Origin of the sequence: Zhaonella formicivorans, assembly GCF_004353525.1 — a bacterium.
GTDB classification, from domain to species: domain Bacteria; phylum Bacillota; class DUOV01; order DUOV01; family Zhaonellaceae; genus Zhaonella; species Zhaonella formicivorans.
Genome location: NZ_CP085524.1, coordinates 3,090,100 through 3,109,030, shown reverse-complemented (window position 1 = coordinate 3,109,030; position 18,931 = coordinate 3,090,100). Strand labels below are relative to the sequence as shown.

The following is an 18,931-nucleotide window of genomic DNA, read 5'->3' as shown; positions in this document are numbered from 1 at the left end:
CTAACTTATGAAAAATGCAGTTTAAGGAGTATATGGGACAGACTAAACCCAAAATGTCACCTGAAAAACGAGATAGCCCAGAAGAACAGTAAAACAAAACACCTCCAACCTCTATGAAGAGCATAACAATGCGGATTCAAAGCCTGTCAAGAGGTCATTGCCTTCGAAGAAAGGCATTTGACAGTCTTTGAACCGCATGTTTAAGGGCAGATAAGAGGTTGAAGGATTAAGGGTGCTACCGCCTGTTCTATGGTGTTTGCTGTGACAGGATAAGCTGCTGTGATAATTCAATAAGCTTCTGCCATTTAGCAGGCATGTTTGGGATAGACTCAAGTTCCGGAATAGAGTTTAGTGGCTGCCAGTAAGTATAGGAGTGTGGGCGCAGGAAGTTGTAATAGGCTACAAAAAGTGACACATGGGTATTTGAGCCTTCCCCACTACCATAGCCGTTTGTCACCTGATAGGAGAATTTAAAGGTCCTGTTAAGGCGTTCAATAATTTGCTTAAGCCAGCGATATTCTTCCGAAACAGGATCATCATTGGTGAGTCCGAATACCTGCGTAAGGTTAAAATCCATGTCTTTAAGCATGAACTGCTGCTGTGCACCGTTGTAGGCAGAGTAGCCATCAGCAACAAACTTTAGGGCTTGAGCGGGGAAATCTTTAAACTTAGCAAAAGCCATACGCATAGCCAGGATACAAGGACCTACATCCCTTGTATCAGATACACAATAGCCCAAGATAGATTTTTTGAGTGCATCCATAATAAACCAGACATAATGCTTGATGCCTCTGACCTTAACGTAGGTTTCATCAGCAGCCAGGTAGTTTGTGGGTTTGTAATCAAAATTATCAACGTAAGGTTTAACCAAAGCGGCAGCAGTTTTGGCATATTTACTGACCATAACATGAGAGATTTTAACGCCGTGGATCTCCCAAAGGGCCCTGGAAGTAGCCCGTGTGGACAGCCCAAGGTTTACAAGATAGGTCAGGCAAAGACCAAGAATGTGAGGAGAAAAGTGACGAAAAGTAAAATTGACTGATCCTTTAGGCATACTGTTTAAATCGACCTTAAAAAAGTCGACAGTGAACTCGCGGTAGATGTAGTGTAGCTTAAATTTATGCTTATCTTTCTTGTATTCTTCCAGGTCTTCCGGAGAAAGGTTTTTAAGGGACTGAAGATAAAAAGGACATTTCTTGTTCGTACACTTGTGGATATTAAATTGCTTGCGCTCCTTCTTTTTCTCAAGGATTCTGCCACAATAAGGGCAAGTAAGTGCACCGATTTTAAAGTCCTTCTTATCTTTGTTGAACCTTAGCCCGCAGACTTTGCATAAAAGCTGACCACGGCCTCCTGTATTGTCGTAGAGGTATGTATGAGGGGCGCCGCAACGGTGGCAAACAACATCGGGAGAAACAGGGTTTTTCCCACGGGACTTAACAGGTTTAAGCTCTTTACCATGCTTAGACTTGTAATCGTTAAGCAGCTGCTTGTAGTCAAGTTTTTCAGGCTGTTTAATAATGGGGAGCCTGTCCACAGTAAGCTTACGATACTTCGGGCTGGTGATATCCTGTTTAGGAGTTTTTAAGGGAATATTTTTAACGATAAACAAAAGTAACTGGCGAATTTGTTTAAGTAAAAATTGATTGTATAGTATCAAAAATGGTATAATTGAGTTCAACAATAACACTCTCCTTTTGGTGGATTGTTGTTTTGAACGACTCAATTATACCAAAAACGGGGGTGTTATTGTTTTTTATTGTAAAAAAACTTGAAACCCCCGATATATAAGACTTTAGAATCTATTTTGGTGTAAATTAATTAACACTACGAATAGAAACTAGGAGGTGATCAATATTAAATCTTTATTATTAGGTATTATTGTTTCAATAGGGGTACTAATTATAGGTAAGGGTTTAAATAAGATGGATTTAGCAATGAATATTCTTATGTTTTTGGGAGTCGGTGGAATGTTAATTGCAGGTATCTTTTCTGGTGCCCATATTACGGGTGACAGAGTCCGAGCTAACAACTATAGTGAAACAAATGAAGATCAAAGAAGAAGTAATATTAGTACAAAGATATTTGCTTTTTCTTTACCATTCCTTTTTTTCTCCTTAATTATGGCGAGGTTTTTAATTTGAGAAACTTGAAACATTAAGCTAGAAAAATGCAGTTTTTTGTACGTTTTCGGTGTTGATACTCACTGTATTTTGTGGCCACTTGATAACGTCAGTGTGGTTGTCATTGGATGCCAAATAGCGTTGCAAGCGGGGAATGGCAGTGGTCATGTGTAAAGTTATTGGAAAGCCCACCTTTATTGGAGGTCGGCTAAATGCGCTACATGCTATGGGGGGCTATATGTTATGTATAGAAAGAATATTTCTAAGTTTGGAAAGGGTTGCTTATGGTAATTGAGGACTTTCACAAATTTTAACATGTTGAGCCCACCACCAACAGAGGTGGGCTATTCAGTACCTTAAAAAAACGACCACCGCCATTGGCGAAAATGTCTAACCTACTGGCAACCTTACTTGGCGTTTCATGAAAACCGCCACTGACGGTTATCAAATGGCTGTCATATAATGTGGGCATCAACATCCACTCTTCAATGCCAAATCCTTTACTTCCCTGTTGCGATAGTCACAACAGGAACAAAGCTGGCTGGAAGGGAAGGTTTTGCCCACAAAAACGATGGCACGCCCATACCATACCGCCTTGTATTCCAACATGGTGCGGAATGCCGACCACGAAGCGTCCGCAATTGCTTTTGCAAGATGGTTGTTCTTTTGCATATTCTGCACTTGCAGGTCCTCCAGGCAGATTACTTGGTTTTCGCGTATCAGCCGGGTGGACAGCTTGTGCAAGAAGTCGTTGCGGCAACTGGCCACCTTCTCATGCAGTCTGGCCACTTTCAGACGGGCTTTCTCCCACCGTCTCCCGCCTTTTTTCCGGCGTTAGAGGATATGTTACCAACGGGTCAGGTGTTTTTCATACTTTTTTAGATACTTGGGATTGACTCCCTATTAAAAGGATACGGCATCATAATCCTTAAATTAAAATTCGCTGTCTGTTAACTATTTTCTTTTCAGCAGGCCCTGCTTTTATTTTTTTGTCCGGCAAATCCAGCACCCACTTTCCGTTTTCCGGCTTATAAAAAACCAGCCCTTCTTTCAGTTTTTCCCTGGTTGCCGCCCTTATGGGGGTATATTCTTCCAAATATTCCAGCAAGCAATTTAGCTGGTCGATGTTTTGGCATATCAGGATTACCCGCTCCTTTGGCGGCGACCAGCGGTAGGTTTCCATGAAACTTACGGCGTTGTCCCACACTACGCCTATATTGTATGTCTTGTCACCGTGTATGAAGGTATATGTGTATGGCTTTTCGCCCGGCTCAACCTTTAAATCGGCTGAAAGGTAGTCGCACAGCCTGATATATAGTTCCAGGGTCAACAACTTCTGAATTGCTTCGCTTTCGCTGTAAGCATACCAATAGTCCGGCCGGTATTCGGCTTTTATGGCAGCTGCGCCAACCGGGCCCAGGGTGTATAATTTATAGTCTTTACTACCTACCGTTAAGGTGTGCTCCGCTATTTTGTTCTCCCTTCTGAGTTTTGCCAGTATTTTGCGGGAAGTTTTGGGCGACTTGTGCAGTATCTGGTGAGCCTGTATCTGCCCACCGGATATTACGCCGATTTTATACAAAAGATAATACAGTTTTTTTCGGTTTCCGGGACTAAAAATGAATGGCCGTTTGTTGTCCTTGACGGCACTCGATACCACCGGACTTTTATGTTACTTGTTCCACTGAGGTTATTTATAAACGCACACCCCCTTTCGGTGAATTGAAAAACCCGCCTAATTAAAATGGCGAGTTTAGTTAGGCGAGCGGGGGTTAGCTCACTTTAAGCGGACGCAGGTACAGGCCGAATATCCGGCGTTTGTCTTTGTCTATATTCAGTATTCTCACCAGGGCCTTGTCGCCTCTGTTTAAAAGTTCATGCCTTGGATGTTTCAGGAAACCGTCAACATAACCGCTCTTTGTTTTGACCCTGAAGAAACAGCCGTTTTCCCTTACGCCCATGATTTCACAGGCATATTCGCATTTCTCCCTGAGTTCAAGGTTCTCCCAGGGGTCAGGGATCAGGGCTTTGCGGCTTATTATCGCTCTCCCCTTTTCTTTGTCAAAGTTAATTATTTTCACCATGATGTGGTCACCAACCTGCACATGCTCGGTAAGGTCGTCGGTCCAGCCGTGCTGGTATTCGGCGGAAAGCATAACGGCTGGAATACCGCCGATGTCCGCTATGGCCCGGTAGGGGTTGACGTTTCTTACGACGGCAATAGTCTTGTCTCCGGCAGCCAGTTCTTCTTCCGCGCGCTTTTTCATCCATTCCAGAGCTTCTTTCCGGCTGGCCGTAAAAAGGTTGTTTTCTTTGTCGTGGCCTTTGATGATAAAGGCAATTTTCTGGCCAGTCATGCTCCTTAAAAACCGGTAGCTGTTATTCAGTTTTTCTTTGTCGGTTAAATCTTCCCTACTATTAACATAATTTTCTTTATTGATGCCAAATTCGTGGACCGGGATTATGCCTTTGATGTTACCCATGTAAACTACGGCGCAGGGCACGTCAAAATGTATTTCGATTCCTTCCAGCGGCTCCTGAACGATGAGCCTGTTCTGCTCGGCCCGGATTACGTCTTGCCAGTAGTCTTTTTCCGTCAAGGTTTCCAGCGCTTTTTGCTCGTCGTAGCCCTCTATGAATTTTTTTAACAGTTCCATTAATCATCTCTCCTTTAGATAAAATTTTCGTTGATTTTTTTGAGTTCTTCTTTAAGTTTTTTTTCTTTGTCATCAGCTTTGATTTTCTGGTTGACCACTATCTTTTTTTGGGCGGACTGGAAGCAGCCCGCTTTTTAGGCTGAGCCTCTGTTTCAGGCTTTGCTGTTAAGTCTGCGGGTCCGGCTGATGCTCTTTTTGAACTGTCGTTTGTTTTGGGCTGTTTTTCTTGCGCGGTTGATACGAAAGATAAAGGACCGTTTGTTTTGTTTTCTGGCAATGAAACTGCTGGGGTTACTTTTTCCTCACTTTTTTCACTTTTTTCTTCACCTCCCTTGTTTGTGATTTTTTTAAGAAAAGAAAAAAGCCGGGTTTATATATCGCGACTTCTCGTCAATGATGAGATAATGGGGTATCCTGGTCTTTTCCGTGCCCGGACGTCTGAATGTGGCCGACTGCAGGTGCATGGCCATGAACTGCCCGAAAGCGTCTCCAGAACGCCGGAGCTTCCCCAAAGCGGTGTTGATGGCGAGCACCCCACCTTCCGCCATGTGCCGGTCCAGGTCTATGCCGCTGTCGCCGGTGATTATGCGCTTCAAACTCTGGTTTGCGACTATGTTTTCAATCTGCGCCCGCAGGCCCAGGGCCAGGTCTCTCCATTTTTCTCCCATCCGGCCGCGCATTTCATGTTCAAAAAAGCTGTGGAGGTCCGGGTCCCTGCCGCTTGCTCCCAGTGTTTTTGTTTCTTTTTTCAGAATATCCTCGTCCCGCAAGGCACGAAGCACGCTTATTATGTCCAGGTTGTCCCCGTGGTTTATTTTTAAAAGCTTGATGAAGTTCCTGGCCGTAAGTTCCTGGACTAACTGAAAAAAGGCCTCCTGCTTGCCGAACATGCCTTTTAAAACAGCGATGGTGGCCTCTGCCACATCGTCTACCGGGCCTTTCATCAGGTTTATCATGTTACTGTCGCTCCGTGTAGGGTCAAGGTGATAGGCCCGTATCCCCAGTTCCCTTGCTAAATCTACAGTGAATTGCGCCACATCACCTTTTGGCTCAATCACGCTCAGCCCGCAAGGAAAACCTTTGGCTTTTGCGATGAGTATTTGGTAGATGATGGGCTTAATGAGGGTTGCCGTCTTGCCGCATCTGGTAGGCCCCACGATAATGGTGTGGGTGAAAGCATCATTTCCACCCCATAATAGCCTGGCTATAGTTATCAGCTCCTTTCTCTGGTCCACAGACTTTCCGCACGACTGAAAGCACCTGCCAGACGAAATGCCGAGTTTGATAACTTGGGCAGTACTGAGCCAATAAGCTTTTCAGTGCTTGCGTAGCCCTCGAATGGCTGAGTCTAGTCAACGTGTTGCCCTTGCCCCCGCCAGGGCAAGCCACTGACTTTAGTCACTTTAGTCAGGGGTTATTGACTTTTCTTTGAGGGAGATATTGATAGTGAATTCTCCAAGAGCTGTCTTACAGAAAACCAACAAAGATTTTGGCGTAGCCAGTGAAATAGTTTTGTTTTCACCCAGAATGATCTGAGGCGGGGCTATGTCGCAGGGATACTTTGCGTTGGCCAGATATGTCATAGCATTACCGCAGATAATGTTACCAACCTCTCCTAAAGCAGAAGTAACGAAAACATCCAATTCGCTTATCTCCATGCCCGCCATGGACTGCACCATAGCCAGGGCCATGGGTTTGGAGAAACTGAAAACAACTGATCCCGTCAGGGCACCCACCACCCCAATCAAAACATTTACCTCTTTGCCAGGTATCCAGTCCTCTTGCAAGGCGATGCGATCTTTTTCAATATCCAAATTCAACATCTGCCTGAAAACATCCTGGGTAGCCTGCAGGAATGGATTGACATATTCAGCCTTCATGACTTAGCCCTCCCATTGCACTTGTGCGCACATATTCGCCGATCCTCTGGTCCTCCTTGGCCACATGGTATATGAGCCATGCCATCAATTTGCCACCAAACTCCAAGGCTACTTCTTCGGCATAGTTTGTGGCTGTGAGCTTTTCAGCATATTTTCCTACGTCTCGTTTGAAATCCTCGTGAATTTGGCAGTGTTTGTCCAGGTCGGGATAATTAATTTCCTTTTGATAAATTTCTTCATCAGCGAAATGTTCAATGACATAGCTCTGCATGAAGCTCAGTGTTTCTTTAACCTTTTCCACTTTGTCAGGCCATTGGCCCGGCCCCTTTAAGGCCTGCAAAAAGTCCGTCACGCGTTGAAAAAGTTCTTTATGTTGGGCATCGACTTTTTCTACACCAATGCAGTAACTTTCTTTCCACATATCCATCCCTCCCAGTATTAAACCCCATCTTTCCCAATTATGACCATTTAATAATTAATTTTTATTATAGTTATTTTTATTATTTAGACAGTGTAACACAGTTTCCATATTTTATGTTAGGTAAATTTGGACATCCTAGGTTTAATTAAGGAATTTTTCCTCTCCTTTAGCAGGTTTGAACTTGCCTGCAGAGAAATTCTAAATAAGTAAAAATTACATGGAGAAATAGGCATGCGTGAATTTTTCTTGCTCAAAGAATTTTTTTGGCAGAACAGGTGGAACTATTTCTGGGGCATTCTGGGACTGGTTTGTGTGGACCTGCTGCAGTTAGTTCCGCCCAGAGTTTTAGGCAACCTGGCCGATGCTTTTCAAAAAAATCAGCTCAATCCGGGGCTAATCCAAAGGTATGCCCTGATTTTGATCGCCGTGGCTGTAGTGATCGCAGTACTCCGCTTTATTTGGCGCTACCTGGTGCAGCAGGCGGCCAGGGGAATGGAAATGCATTTGCGCGATCTGCTCTACAAGCATTTGCAAACATTGGAACCGGAGTATTACGACCGGCACCGCGTGGGAGATTTGATGGCCCACGCCACCAACGACTTAAATGCCATTCGCAGCACTTTCGGCATTGGCCTGGTCATGGTCACCGATGCTCTGGTCTTAACTACTGCTACAATCTTTTTAATGCTCACCACCATCGATGCGCGCCTGGTGTTGGTCTCCCTTTTGCCTCTCCCTGCTGTAGTCTGGCTGGCTACCAGGTTCAGCCGCCTGCTGCACAACCGCTACCTGAAAGTGCAGGAGTCTTTCAGCCGTTTGACCGAGCAGGCTCAGGAAAGCATCGCCGGTATCAGGGTTATTAAATCCTTTGTACAGGAAAAACCGACGTTGGATAAATTCAACCAGGCAAGTGAGCGCAGCATGCAAGCCAATTTGAATTTAGTCAGGGTGGCAGGTTTGCTTTTTCCCCTGGTACAGCTTTTTGCCTCCCTCAGTTTTTTAATTGTGCTGGGCTACGGCGGTTATTTGATTTTGCGCCAAGAAGTTAGTTTGGGGGATTTCGTGGCTTTAAACGGCTACCTGGCCATGCTGATCTGGCCCATGATGGCTATGGGCTGGGTGTTTAGCATTATCGAGCGGGGCAAAGCCTCCATGCAGAGAATTAATACTATCCTGCAAACGGAACCGCAGATTAAAGATGCACCCAATGCCCTAGCCATAAAAAAGGCACAGGGACTGATTGAATTTAAAAGCTTGAGCTTCAGCTATAACAATACTTCCCGGCCGGCGCTGCAAAATATTGAGCTAAAAATTCTCCCAGGCCAGACACTGGGCATAGTTGGTCGTACCGGCAGCGGCAAAAGCACCCTGGTCAATCTCCTGCTGCGCTCGTATGACCCACCCGATGGCAGCATTTGGCTGGACGGCCTGGACATCAAAAAGCTAACACTGCAAAGTTTGAGAGAACAGTTTGGCTATGTGCCCCAAGATTCCTTCTTGTTCTCCGCTTCCATCAGGTCTAACATCCTTTTTGGCCGGCCTGACGCCGATGAACAGAAGCTGGCCGAAGCGGTGCGGATAAGCCGGCTGGAAAACGACCTGGCCTCCTTCCCCCAAGGCCTGGAAACAATTATTGGGGAAAGGGGCGTGACCTTGTCAGGCGGACAGAAACAGCGGGTGGCCATTGCCAGGGCCATACTGGCGGATCCACCTGTTTTAATCCTGGATGACGCCATGTCGGCGGTGGATACCAAAACCGAAGAGGCAATTTTACAAAACCTGAAAAGGATACGCCAAGGTAAAACCACCGTTATGATTGCCCACCGCATTTCTACGGTTCAGCATGCGGACCAGATTATCTTTTTGGATGACGGTAAAATCGTGGAACAAGGCAACCACCAGGAACTGCTGCAAAAAGAAGGGCGCTATTTCCAGCTCTACCAAAAGCAGCTCTTGGAACAAGAATTTTTTGCTGTGGGAAAGGAATAGGCTCAATGAATTACCGAGATTTTCGCCAGGAGGATATTTCGGGAAAACCATTGGATACCAGGTTGATGCGCAGGCTCTTAGGCTACGCCTGGCCGTACCGTGGTTATATCGTCCTCTCAATCTTCTTGCTGCTTCTGATTACAGTCACTGATCTGGCACGGCCCTACCTGATTAAAATAGCCATTGATGAGCACTTGCTAAAAGCAGCGGAAGAAAAAGCAGGCTGGGTCTTCCACGCCCGGGCGCTATATAAACTGGTGGCTTTTTTTCTGCTGACCATTGTGTTGAACTTCGTCTTAAACTACGTTCAAGCCTACCTGCTGCAATTTACAGGGCAAAAAATTCTCTTTGCCCTGCGCCGGGAAGTTTTCAGCCATCTCTTAAAACTATCCCCGGCTTTCTTTGACCGCAACCCGGTAGGCAGGCTTGTAACCCGGGTTACCAACGACATAGAAAGCTTAAATGAGATGTATTCAGGGGTTTTTATAAACCTGTTTAAGGATTTATTTTTAATTGTGGGTATTATTCTAGTAATGTTGAAGCTCCACCTAACGCTGGCTTTTGTAGCCTTCACCGGCATTCCTTTAGTCTTCGGAACTGCCCTGCTCTACCAGCTAAAGGCCCGTAAAGCTTTCCGGGAAGTGAGAATTAAGTTGGCCCAGGTCAACTCTTTTTTGCAGGAGCACCTTTCCGGAATGCGCATTATCCAGCTTTTCCGCCGGGAAAAAGAAAAACTGCAGGAATTTAAGGACTTAAATGCAGAGCTTTACCTGGCCAGTATGCGGGAACTTTTGGCCTTCGCTCTTTTCCGGCCCGCCATGGACTTAATTTACGCCTTGGTGCTGGCGCTTTTAATCTGGTACGGCGGGGGACAGGTCATCCAGGCCAAGCTCTCTTTCGGGGTGCTCTACGCTTTTATCAATTACCTGGAGCAGTTTTTTCGACCAATCAATGACTTGACCGAAAAATACAGCATTGTCCAGTCGGCCATGGCTTCCTCGGAACGGATTTTCCAACTATTGGATGAAGAAATAACGATTAAAGACAGTGAGCAGACAAGAAAATTGCCCGTCATGCGGGGTAAAATAGAGTTTGACCGGGTGTGGTTTGCCTACCAGGACGAGGAATGGGTGTTAAAAGATGTGAGCTTCACCATCGAACCTGGGCAGACATTTGCCCTGGTGGGAGCTACCGGGGCCGGTAAATCCTCGGTCATCAACCTGCTCAACCGGTTTTATGATGTGCAAAAAGGGGAAATACGGATTGACGGCGTGCCGATTAAAGAAATTCGCCTGGCCGATTTGCGCCGCCAGATCGGCGTGGTGATGCAAGACGTCTTTCTCTTTTCCGGCACTATCGCCGGGAACATCAGGCTGGGGAACGACTCCATCCCCATGGAAAAAGTGCGGGAGGTTGCCGACTATGTCCATGCCAGTCGCTTCATCGCAGAACTGCCCGGCAAATTTGGAGAGGAGGTAGTGGAGAGGGGCGCAACCCTCTCCACAGGCCAACGGCAGCTCCTGGCCTTTGCCAGGGCTTTGGCTTTCGACCCGGCAGTGCTGGTGCTTGATGAAGCCACCGCCCATATTGATACGGAAACCGAGCTGTTAATTCAAGATGCATTAAAAAAGCTGACAGCCAACAGGACTACCATCATCGTAGCCCATAGGCTGTCAACCATTCAACACGCCGACTGCATCCTGGTGTTTCACCGCGGCAGGATCCAGGAAGCAGGCACCCACCGGGAACTGCTGGCCAAGCGGGGTCTCTACTATCAGCTGTACTTACTGCAGTATAAGGAGCAGCTGGCAGGAGGTAATTAGTAGCTGTGATACTTGCTTATACCGGGTCACGATGCTCTAAAAAGAGATAAAGTTAAACTAAAGCGGGGGGGATTGAAACTTTGGACAGTAAAGTGGTCTTTGGGGAAAAAAATCCGGAGGACCGCCGAGATCTCGGCGGTCCTGGCGTTTCAAACCGCGTGCCGTTCAGGCAATATCTTGACACCCAAGCAAAAGCGCCGGAGTTGTTTATCCATCTGGCAATAAAATTAGCCGTACTTATCTCCCGGTTGCATCGCAAAGGCGTCATCATCGGGAACCTGAACCCGGATATGTTGTTAATCAGCAGGGAGGACAATACAGTCCACTTAACTGAATTAGGCAGCACAACAAAACCAGGTCCTGATTCCAAGGCTATTTTTTATCTTGCACCGGAACAAACAAAGCGGATGAACAAGCCGTTGGACCTAAGGGCAGACCTGTTTTCTTTGGGGGTGATCTTTTATGAAATGCTGACAGGCCGTTTACCTGTAGAAGGCACTAACAGATTGGAATGGTTCCATAATTTGCTGGCCGGCAATATTAAACCTCCCCACCAGATTGACAAGCAAATCCCGGTTCCTCTTTCAGACATCGTGATGAAATGCTTGGTCAGAGACCCTGACGACAGGTATCAAAGCGCTGAAAGCATTAAAGGAGATTTACGCAGATGCCTTGAGGAATGGAAGCAGAAAAAAAGCATCACCCCTTTTAAACTCGGTCAACGCGATGTCCCCTCAGCATTCCAGCTTTCAACTGAATTTTATGGTAGAGAACAGGAACTGCGCCACCTCCACGCGGCATTGAAGAGGGTTGAGCAAGGCCCGGCTGAAATCGTCTTTGCGGAGGGGATGGCCGGGATTGGTAAAACAAGACTGCTCCAGCAGTTTTTCAAGCAAGTTCAAAAAGAGCAGGGGTTTTTTATCAGCGGAAAGTTCCAGTCCCTTAATAACGAAACCCCCTATGGAGCTCTAATTGAAGCAGTTGAACAATTGTTTATATGGATAATGGGCCAAAGTCGGGAGGAAATAGCTGCCTGGCAAAAGAAGATTCTCGCCAAGCTTAGCACCAATGCTCCGTTGGTTGCCGCATTGACACCATATTTTGAACTGCTGGTCGGCAAACAGCCCAAGGTGGAATTAAGTTCAAGCCTGGGGGTGAGAGAGCGCCTTTTCTATGCTTTTTACCAGTTGCTCCAGTTGTTCGCGAAGAAAAATGCGCCCTTGGTGCTTTTCCTTGATGACCTGCAGTGGGCCGACTCAGGATCTATAAAACTTCTTGAATCAATTTTCCTGGAGCACGAGCCTCACCATATTTTGCTAATAGGGACCTATCGGGAGGAAGAATTGTCCCCCGGTCATGTTTTAAAGGAAACTATGGTGGCAATACAACAAAAAAAGAGGCAATGCACTACTATAAGGTTGTCCCCTTTAGATCCCTGCGAAGTCGAGGAGTTTACTGCAGCCAGTCTTTGCTGCAGCTTGGAAGAGGCAAGGCCCCTAGCCAGGTTCCTTCTGAAAAAAACAGGAGGCAATCCCCTTTTTGTGAAAGAATTGCTGCAGACCATATACAAAAACGGCTATATTTTACCGAGGTCGGACAGCAGCAGCTGGCAATTGCACCTGGAACAACTTGAGCATACGTCGATAGCTGACGACATTGCTGGTTTTCTGGTCAACAAAGTGCAAACGTTGCCGGAAGCAAGCAAAAGGCTAATGCAATTTGCCGCTTGCATCGGTTACTCCTTCAGCATATCCTTGCTGGCCAAAGTATGCGGCCAACCCGTCAGCAAAGCTGAAAAACACTTGCAGCAATGTGCTTTGGAGGGGTTAATCCAGAAAGTTAACGGACAATTTTACTGTTTCGTCCATGACCGGGTGCACCAGGCAGCATATTCCTTAATCCCCGCTGAAGAAAAAAAGGTTATCCACTATCGTTTGGGGTGCTTAATGCTGGAGGAAGACAAGGGAGATTATGCAAATAAGCACAAAGCATCTCTAAAGAATTTTTTTGTCGCAGTCAGCCATCTTAACTTAGCTGCAGAACTGTTGCTGAAAAACAATGAAAACATCAGGGGGATGGAACTGAATTTCTTAGCCGGGAAGAAAGCCAAACAAGCCTCGGACTTTGCCGCCGCCTTGCACTACCTGCAAATGGGACTTAAACTGCTAAAACCGGAATTTTGGGAAACTAATTACTCGTTAACTTTCCGGTTGCATCTTGAATACTTGGAATGCCGGTACCTGTGCGGTCATTATGAGGAAGCTAAAAATTTATACCAACAACTGCTCAGTAAAACCGGAAACAAATTAGACAGGACAAAGCTGCATTTAATTGAGATCATGTTTGCTACCAAACAAGACTTTGACAGAAGGGCAATCGAAGTGGGTTTACAGGGAATGCATGAATTGGGACATGTATTGCCTGCACAACCTTCCATGGTTTACATTATCCGGCAGTTGTTTAAGGTCAAAAGATTAATAAAAAAGACAGGGATTAACCGTATAGCAGACCTTCCCACAGCGCGCGATGAAGAGATTAACGCCGTTTTGGATTTACTCGTGGCCATTTCTCCATGCGCTTATAATAATAATGAAAACCTGTTCTTAGCCATTACCCTAAAAATGTGCGAACTTTCTTTGCGGTACGGGAATTTTGCCCACTCCAGCACGGGTTATATGACAATGTCCATGGTCAACATTATTCGCCTAAAAGACTTTCAAACCGGAGTGGCGCTGGGGAAAACGGCCCTAGCCCTGGCGGAACAGTATGAACACTTAACCGAAAAACATATAGTGGAATTTTTGTACGGAGCTTTTTTTCTTCCCTGGCTGGAACATACTCAGCAAAGCGAATTATACCTGAAAAAAGCACTGGAAGGCAGCATTGTTTTTCAAAATTTTACATATGCCGGTTATGCCTTGACATTTCTCCTTATTTCCATGCACTTCCGAGGTATGCCGCTGAAAAGGCTTGCCATGCAGATCCAGGAAAGTTTTCAGTATTTATCAAAAGTAAAAGACCCGTATTTCCGCTGTTTTCTAACCATTTACCGGCAACTGGTTCGTAACCTGCAAGGTTTGACCCGGAGTTGGGATAGTTTCAGCGACGATACTTTCGATGAAGAAGAATTCATCCACGGGGATACAGGTTACCAAATCAGGGAAAAAGAAATGTTTGATTACTACTTATGCAAGAACCAAGTTTATTACCTCCTGGGTTATTATGACCGGGCACTGCCCTTATTAAGGAAGGCTGAATGGTTGACAAGGCTGTATTTTGGCGAAGTTTATCTGGCCGAGCACTCCTTTTATTATTGTCTGACCATTACAGCAATGTTTGCTTCTTTTTCAATCAAAGAAAAAACAATTTTCGGGCTGCTGCTGCACAAAAAACACCGCCAAATGATGCAGTGGGCTCGGCACTGCCCTGCCAATTTTGAACACAAGCACCTGTTGATAGCCGCAGAAATTGCCCGCATCCGCCGACAAGATAAGAAGGCTGCCCTGATGTACGACCGGGCGATCCAGTCGGCGAGGACCCATTGCTTTATCCAAAATGCTGCCATCGCCGGTGAATGCGCTGCCAGGTTTTACTTTTCCAGGGGATTAACCGACCTGGGTCAAAAATACATTCGGGATGCCTACAAAGATTATTGCACTTGGGGAGCACGGCTTAAAGCGGAGCAACTCCGCTCACAGTACTTGTGGCTGGCAAATGAAGAGCAAGGGGAGATGGACTTTGCTTGGGAAAACTCAACCGTTTATCCGAACCGCAACCTATCACAAATGATCGACGTGGAAGCTATTTTGCGAGCCAGCCAACTTCTGTCCGGTGAAATTATTCTGGAAAATTTGCTCAAAAAAATGATGGAAGTTGTATTGCAAGATGCCGGCGCCAGTCAAGGGGCCTTATTTCTCTCGCAAGATGAAAATTTATACTTGGAAGCCAGGGTAAAAAGCGGCCCAGATCAAATTAATCTCGAAGTCCTGCAGTCTGTTCCCCTGGAGGAATGCGACTTTGTACCGCGCACGATAATAAGTTACGTGGACAGTACAGGGGAAACTGTACTCCTTGATAACACAATAAAAGCTATGATGTTTGTCGATGATCCTTATTTGTCCGGCAAGCCTACTTTTTCGCTACTGTGTCTGCCCATAGCCGGAAAAGGGAGAAAGGTTGGTATCCTTTACCTGGAAAACAGCCTGTCCACAGGTGCCTTTACACGGGAACGGGTGGAAATTCTAAAGCTCCTATCCTCCCAGATAGCTATTTCAATCGAAAACGCCCGTTTATATGCAGATCTGGAACGTTCGCGTGATTATTTGTCCTACTGGAACCAGGTACTGGAACAAACTGTAGCAGAAAGAACCAACAAGCTGCAAGAAATCAATGAACAGCTTAAAAAAGCCATAGAGGATGCTGAGTCAGCCAATCGCGCCAAAAGTGATTTCCTGGCTATCACGAGCCATGAAATACGCACCCCTATACACGCCATCATCGGCATGACCGAACTCCTGCTGGAAACGGCTCTGGACCAGGAACAGTCGGAATATGTGGCGCTCATCCAGGAATCATCGGATTTATTATTGACGATTATTAACGATCTCCTGGATTTCAGCAAAATTGAAAAAGGCAAATTTAAATTGGAAACAGTAAACTTCTCCCTTCAGGCATTGAAAAAAAACATCCTGGTCGCTATGGGGCCGAAAGCAGACAATAAGGGAATTGCTCTCCAATTTGATCTTGCGCCTGAGATCCCCGCTTTGCTTCGTGGTGATCCCATGCGCCTTAACCAAGTGCTTTTAAATTTAGTGAGCAATGCTATTAAGTTTTCGGAAGAGGGCGAAGTAACCGTCCGGGCTCTCCTGGAAAGCGAAAAACCTGATTTTGTAACCGTCCGTTTTGAAGTACAAGACACCGGCATCGGGATACCGGAGCAGTTTCAGCAATTTTTATTCCAGCCTTTTTACCAGGTTGATCAAGCGACAACCCGCAGGCACGGTGGCACAGGCCTTGGTCTTGCCATTTGCAAGCACCTGGTAAAACTTATGAACGGGCAAATAGGCTTTGAAAGTGCTGCCGGGCGGGGATCTCTTTTCTGGTTTACCATTCCATTCCAAAGAGGCAGTGTGGAAAGCGAAACTCAGGACAAAAATATTCACGTTCATGCTGTTGCAAATCAATTGCAAAGGAAAGACAAATCCGGTGCCGTCCTAATAGTGGAGGACAATATAATCAATCAGAAATTAATTGTTTCTCAATTCAAAAAGCTGGGCCTGTCTACGGTAATTGCCGGCAATGGGCTGGAGGCAATAGAAGCTTATTCCCGAGCTCCTTTTACACTTATTTTTATGGACTGCCAGATGCCTGTTATGGACGGTTACGAAACGGCCAAGGCAATACGCAGGCTGGAGGCTAAAAAAGAACGAAGAACTCCCATCATTGCCACTACGGCAGGAGCCACGCCAGGGGAAAGAGAAAAGTGCATACAAGCCGGAATGGACGATTATTTAAGCAAACCGATCCGAATAATTGATTTGCAAAAAACGCTGGCACGCTGGTTACCCGATTACATTGAAAATTCACATGATTGTGCACAGAGCGATAAAAGAATACACAACCGGACCGTGGATTCCTTCATTGATCAATTTGTTCATCCAAGCAGACGTCTGGAATTAAGAGAAATCATAGAAGGAAAGAGTGATTTTCTTTTTGATTTAATAGAAACCTTTTTAGCGGATATGCCAACAAAGCTGACCAAGCTCCGGGAAGCTTTTGAGCAACAAGAGGCTGCAACCGTTCGCTTACAGTCGCACGGGATGAAATCCAGCAGCCATTTGTTGGGCCTAAACGAATTCGCAGATTTAAGCCGACAATTGGAGCGCATGGCCACGACCGGTGAATTACACGCAACGGAAAAGCTCATCAATACCATCACAGAAAAATACCGACAGCTTGAAGAGGAAATGCTGGCCTTTCTTCAGAACGCCAAAAACGAGCTTGTTTAAATTATGGGTGATTAAACTTATACCCTACCCCTCTTACGGTCATGATATAACGGGGCTTGGAAGGGTCCCGTTCTATTTTTTTACGCAGCCGGTTAATGTGAACCAATACAGTCCGATAGTCCACATTGTCTTTAAACTGCCAGACCAGTTCCAACAACTGGTGGTAAGAATAAACGCGGCTTGGGTTTTGCGCCAGAAGGACCAGAAGCTCAAACTCTTTATTGGTCAGGACTACCGGTGACCCGTCCACCAAAACTGTACGGCTGGGGATATCTATATCTATGCCAGGATAGCTGAGAATTTGTTGCTGCTCTGAAGATGGAGTTGTTTTGCTTTTTTGCAATCGACGCAAGTTTGCTTTTACCCTGGCAACCAGCACTTTAGGGTTAAATGGTTTGACTACATAGTCATCCCCGCCAACCCCTAAACCGAGAATGATATCTGAAGCATCATTTTTGGAGGTTAAAAAGATAATAGGTACATTATTACTTTTGCGTATTTCATAACAGACCTCTAAACCATCAAGGTCAGGTAGCAATATATCGAGGATAATCAAGTCGGGCTTCTGGAGGCGAACCAGTTCTAAAACGCTGCCACCATCCCCGGCAGTGAGCACCCGGAAACCTTCCCTAACCAGGTGATATTCGACCACTTTCCTGACCACAGCTTCATCGTCAACCACTAAAATCTTCTCGCCTGCCATCAATTATTCCCTACCCATTTGTGATTTCAAATTAAATTCTCCATAAAAAAAAGTTCTCCTCTTCGATCAGATCCTATTTTTTAACTTAAAATTCATTTATATATCTGTTTGGAGTTCTATTTGAACATAGCTCTTTTCAGAGTTATAAAAAGTTAACAGAAACATTAACTAAAATTTAGGTTAGTTTAAAAGTAATTTATCTGAAGTTGTTATAATTAAAATTAAATTGTCGAAGAAAGTAAATTAATTTAAAAACCTAAGGAACTGGAGGTTTGGGGATGACAAAAATAGTCGGCCTGGATGTAGGGTATGGTTTTGTAAAAATTACGGACGGGGAATCTGGCTATTCTTTTCCCAGCGTGGTAGGTGAAGGCCATACCAAGCCAACGTTTAATTCAAGGGGCAATTATAAGCCCGCTATCGATGATTTGAAAATCGGGATGGGTCAAAAGTTATATTTCGTTGGCAAATCGGCAATAAGGCATTCAAAGTTTGTCTACCGCGACCTTTCCTACACGCGCTCGGTGGGAGACGATTTCGAAATTCTATTCTACAGCGCCTTGAGTTTGTTCTGCCCTAATCGCACTAATGAGTTTAAGGTAGTGACAGGACTTCCTGTGGAAAGAATACATTTAAGTAAGGACCTGGAAACACGGGTTAGGGGTGAAAGGACTATCAATATTTCTCGCGGCGGTGAAATGCAGGAAATCAGGATTTATGTTTCCGAAGTGGAAATCGTCCCCCAGCCGCTGGGAACCTACTGGTCCCAATTTCTTAGCCTTGACGGTGAAGAAAATTCGTTTCCCCTGGAGGGACTAACCGGAATTATTGATCTTGGTTTCCGTACTACCGATCTGGCTGCAATAGAAGACGGAGAATACATACCGGAAAAAAGTATATCGCTCTCTGTAGGCTTGGCAACAGCCTATAGTGAAGTTAGCGCCAATTTAGCCACGGAATATGGGCTGGAAAAAGAGAGCTACGCCTTGGACAGCGTAATTATTAAGCGCAAAATTAATATTTCGGGGCAAGCATTTGACATTGCTGAAATAGTTGACAAAGCCTTCCAAAAGTTGTCCACAAACGTATTAGTAGAAATCAATTCCCAGTGGAGGGTGTCAGATTTCGACAACTTGATTTTAACAGGCGGCGGCGGACAGGCAATAAGTTCTTATTTGTTGTCTCAATTGCAACATGCAAAACTGGCAGTTGACCCGATTACTGCCAACTGTCGCGGCTATCTGTCCTGGGGAAACAGGTTATGGCAAACTAGACCGCATGAAGAAACAGTGCTTACTCCGCAACAAAGTTTATAAGGTGATATTTT

Annotated in this window: 12 protein-coding genes and 1 pseudogene; 5 read left to right on the top strand and 8 right to left on the bottom strand. The window is 45.5% G+C overall.

Going from position 1 to position 18,931, the window contains the following annotated elements; genetic code table 11:
* Positions 1 to 247: 247 nt before the first annotated feature.
* Complete coding sequence (locus tag EYS13_RS15210) at positions 248 to 1,681, bottom strand: DDE-type integrase/transposase/recombinase (RefSeq protein ID WP_227764379.1); 1,434 nt, start codon at positions 1,679 to 1,681, stop codon at positions 248 to 250.
* Positions 1,682 to 1,925: 244 nt separating this feature from the next.
* On the opposite strand from EYS13_RS15210, the gene EYS13_RS15205 reads away from it, so the two are divergent.
* Positions 1,926 to 2,144 (top strand): DUF5316 family protein, encoded by a 219-nt coding sequence (locus EYS13_RS15205; protein ID WP_227764377.1) that lies wholly within the window; start codon positions 1,926 to 1,928, stop codon positions 2,142 to 2,144.
* 450 nt (positions 2,145 to 2,594) lie between these two features.
* On the opposite strand, the pseudogene EYS13_RS15200 reads toward EYS13_RS15205, so the two are convergent.
* From EYS13_RS15200 to EYS13_RS15175, 6 genes and pseudogenes are all read right to left on the bottom strand, one after another.
* A pseudogene (locus EYS13_RS15200) lies at positions 2,595 to 2,945 on the bottom strand (RNA-guided endonuclease TnpB family protein); the annotation flags it as partial.
* 106 nt (positions 2,946 to 3,051) lie between these two features.
* Positions 3,052 to 3,705 carry a hypothetical protein gene (locus EYS13_RS15195; protein ID WP_227764375.1) on the bottom strand — a complete coding sequence of 218 codons (654 nt, stop codon included), beginning with the start codon at positions 3,703 to 3,705 and terminating at the stop codon, positions 3,052 to 3,054.
* Between the two features lie 190 nt (positions 3,706 to 3,895).
* A complete protein-coding gene (locus tag EYS13_RS15190; protein WP_227764373.1) occupies positions 3,896 to 4,780 on the bottom strand; it encodes a S1 RNA-binding domain-containing protein in 885 nt (294 codons plus the stop codon).
* Between the two features lie 347 nt (positions 4,781 to 5,127).
* Positions 5,128 to 6,015 (bottom strand): type IV secretory system conjugative DNA transfer family protein, encoded by an 888-nt coding sequence (locus EYS13_RS15185; RefSeq protein ID WP_227764372.1) that lies wholly within the window; start codon positions 6,013 to 6,015, stop codon positions 5,128 to 5,130.
* A 168-nt stretch (positions 6,016 to 6,183) separates the two neighbouring features.
* Positions 6,184 to 6,660, bottom strand: a complete 477-nt coding sequence (locus tag EYS13_RS15180) for a chemotaxis protein CheX (RefSeq protein ID WP_227764369.1) — start codon at positions 6,658 to 6,660, stop codon at positions 6,184 to 6,186.
* Complete coding sequence (locus EYS13_RS15175; RefSeq protein WP_227764366.1) at positions 6,650 to 7,081, bottom strand: bacteriohemerythrin; 432 nt, start codon at positions 7,079 to 7,081, stop codon at positions 6,650 to 6,652. Before EYS13_RS15175 ends, EYS13_RS15180 begins: the two co-directional genes overlap by 11 nt.
* 231 nt (positions 7,082 to 7,312) lie before the next feature.
* On the opposite strand from EYS13_RS15175, the gene EYS13_RS15170 reads away from it, so the two are divergent.
* The 3 genes from EYS13_RS15170 (at position 7,313) to EYS13_RS15160 (ending at position 16,901) form a co-directional block, all read left to right on the top strand.
* Positions 7,313 to 9,070 (top strand): ABC transporter ATP-binding protein, encoded by a 1,758-nt coding sequence (locus EYS13_RS15170; protein WP_227764365.1) that lies wholly within the window; start codon positions 7,313 to 7,315, stop codon positions 9,068 to 9,070.
* Positions 9,071 to 9,075: 5 nt separating this feature from the next.
* A complete protein-coding gene (locus tag EYS13_RS15165) occupies positions 9,076 to 10,893 on the top strand; it encodes an ABC transporter ATP-binding protein (protein WP_227764363.1) in 1,818 nt (605 codons plus the stop codon).
* Positions 10,894 to 10,973: 80 nt separating this feature from the next.
* On the top strand, positions 10,974 to 16,901 hold the full coding sequence (locus tag EYS13_RS15160; RefSeq protein WP_227764361.1) for an AAA family ATPase: 5,928 nt from the start codon (positions 10,974 to 10,976) through the stop codon (positions 16,899 to 16,901).
* A 1-nt stretch (position 16,902) separates the two neighbouring features.
* Here EYS13_RS15160 and EYS13_RS15155 read toward each other — a convergent pair whose 3' ends face one another.
* A complete protein-coding gene (locus EYS13_RS15155) occupies positions 16,903 to 17,604 on the bottom strand; it encodes a response regulator transcription factor (RefSeq protein ID WP_227764359.1) in 702 nt (233 codons plus the stop codon).
* Between the two features lie 278 nt (positions 17,605 to 17,882).
* On the opposite strand from EYS13_RS15155, the gene EYS13_RS15150 reads away from it, so the two are divergent.
* Positions 17,883 to 18,920: a ParM/StbA family protein gene (locus EYS13_RS15150; RefSeq protein WP_227764357.1), complete on the top strand. Its 1,038-nt coding sequence runs from the start codon at positions 17,883 to 17,885 to the stop codon at positions 18,918 to 18,920.
* Positions 18,921 to 18,931 lie beyond the last annotated feature (11 nt).

What these genes read in the sequence shown, in the direction of transcription:
- EYS13_RS15205 (WP_227764377.1), top strand. Translation starts at nt 1,926, where the DNA reads ATGGATTTAGCAATGAATATTCTTATGTTTTTGGGAGTCGGTGGAATG.
- EYS13_RS15190 (WP_227764373.1), bottom strand. Translation starts at nt 4,780, where the DNA reads ATGGAACTGTTAAAAAAATTCATAGAGGGCTACGACGAGCAAAAAGCG.
- EYS13_RS15180 (WP_227764369.1), bottom strand. Translation starts at nt 6,660, where the DNA reads ATGAAGGCTGAATATGTCAATCCATTCCTGCAGGCTACCCAGGATGTT.
- EYS13_RS15175 (WP_227764366.1), bottom strand. Translation starts at nt 7,081, where the DNA reads ATGTGGAAAGAAAGTTACTGCATTGGTGTAGAAAAAGTCGATGCCCAA.
- EYS13_RS15170 (WP_227764365.1), top strand. Translation starts at nt 7,313, where the DNA reads ATGCGTGAATTTTTCTTGCTCAAAGAATTTTTTTGGCAGAACAGGTGG.
- EYS13_RS15165 (WP_227764363.1), top strand. Translation starts at nt 9,076, where the DNA reads ATGAATTACCGAGATTTTCGCCAGGAGGATATTTCGGGAAAACCATTG.
- EYS13_RS15155 (WP_227764359.1), bottom strand. Translation starts at nt 17,604, where the DNA reads ATGGCAGGCGAGAAGATTTTAGTGGTTGACGATGAAGCTGTGGTCAGG.
- EYS13_RS15150 (WP_227764357.1), top strand. Translation starts at nt 17,883, where the DNA reads ATGACAAAAATAGTCGGCCTGGATGTAGGGTATGGTTTTGTAAAAATT.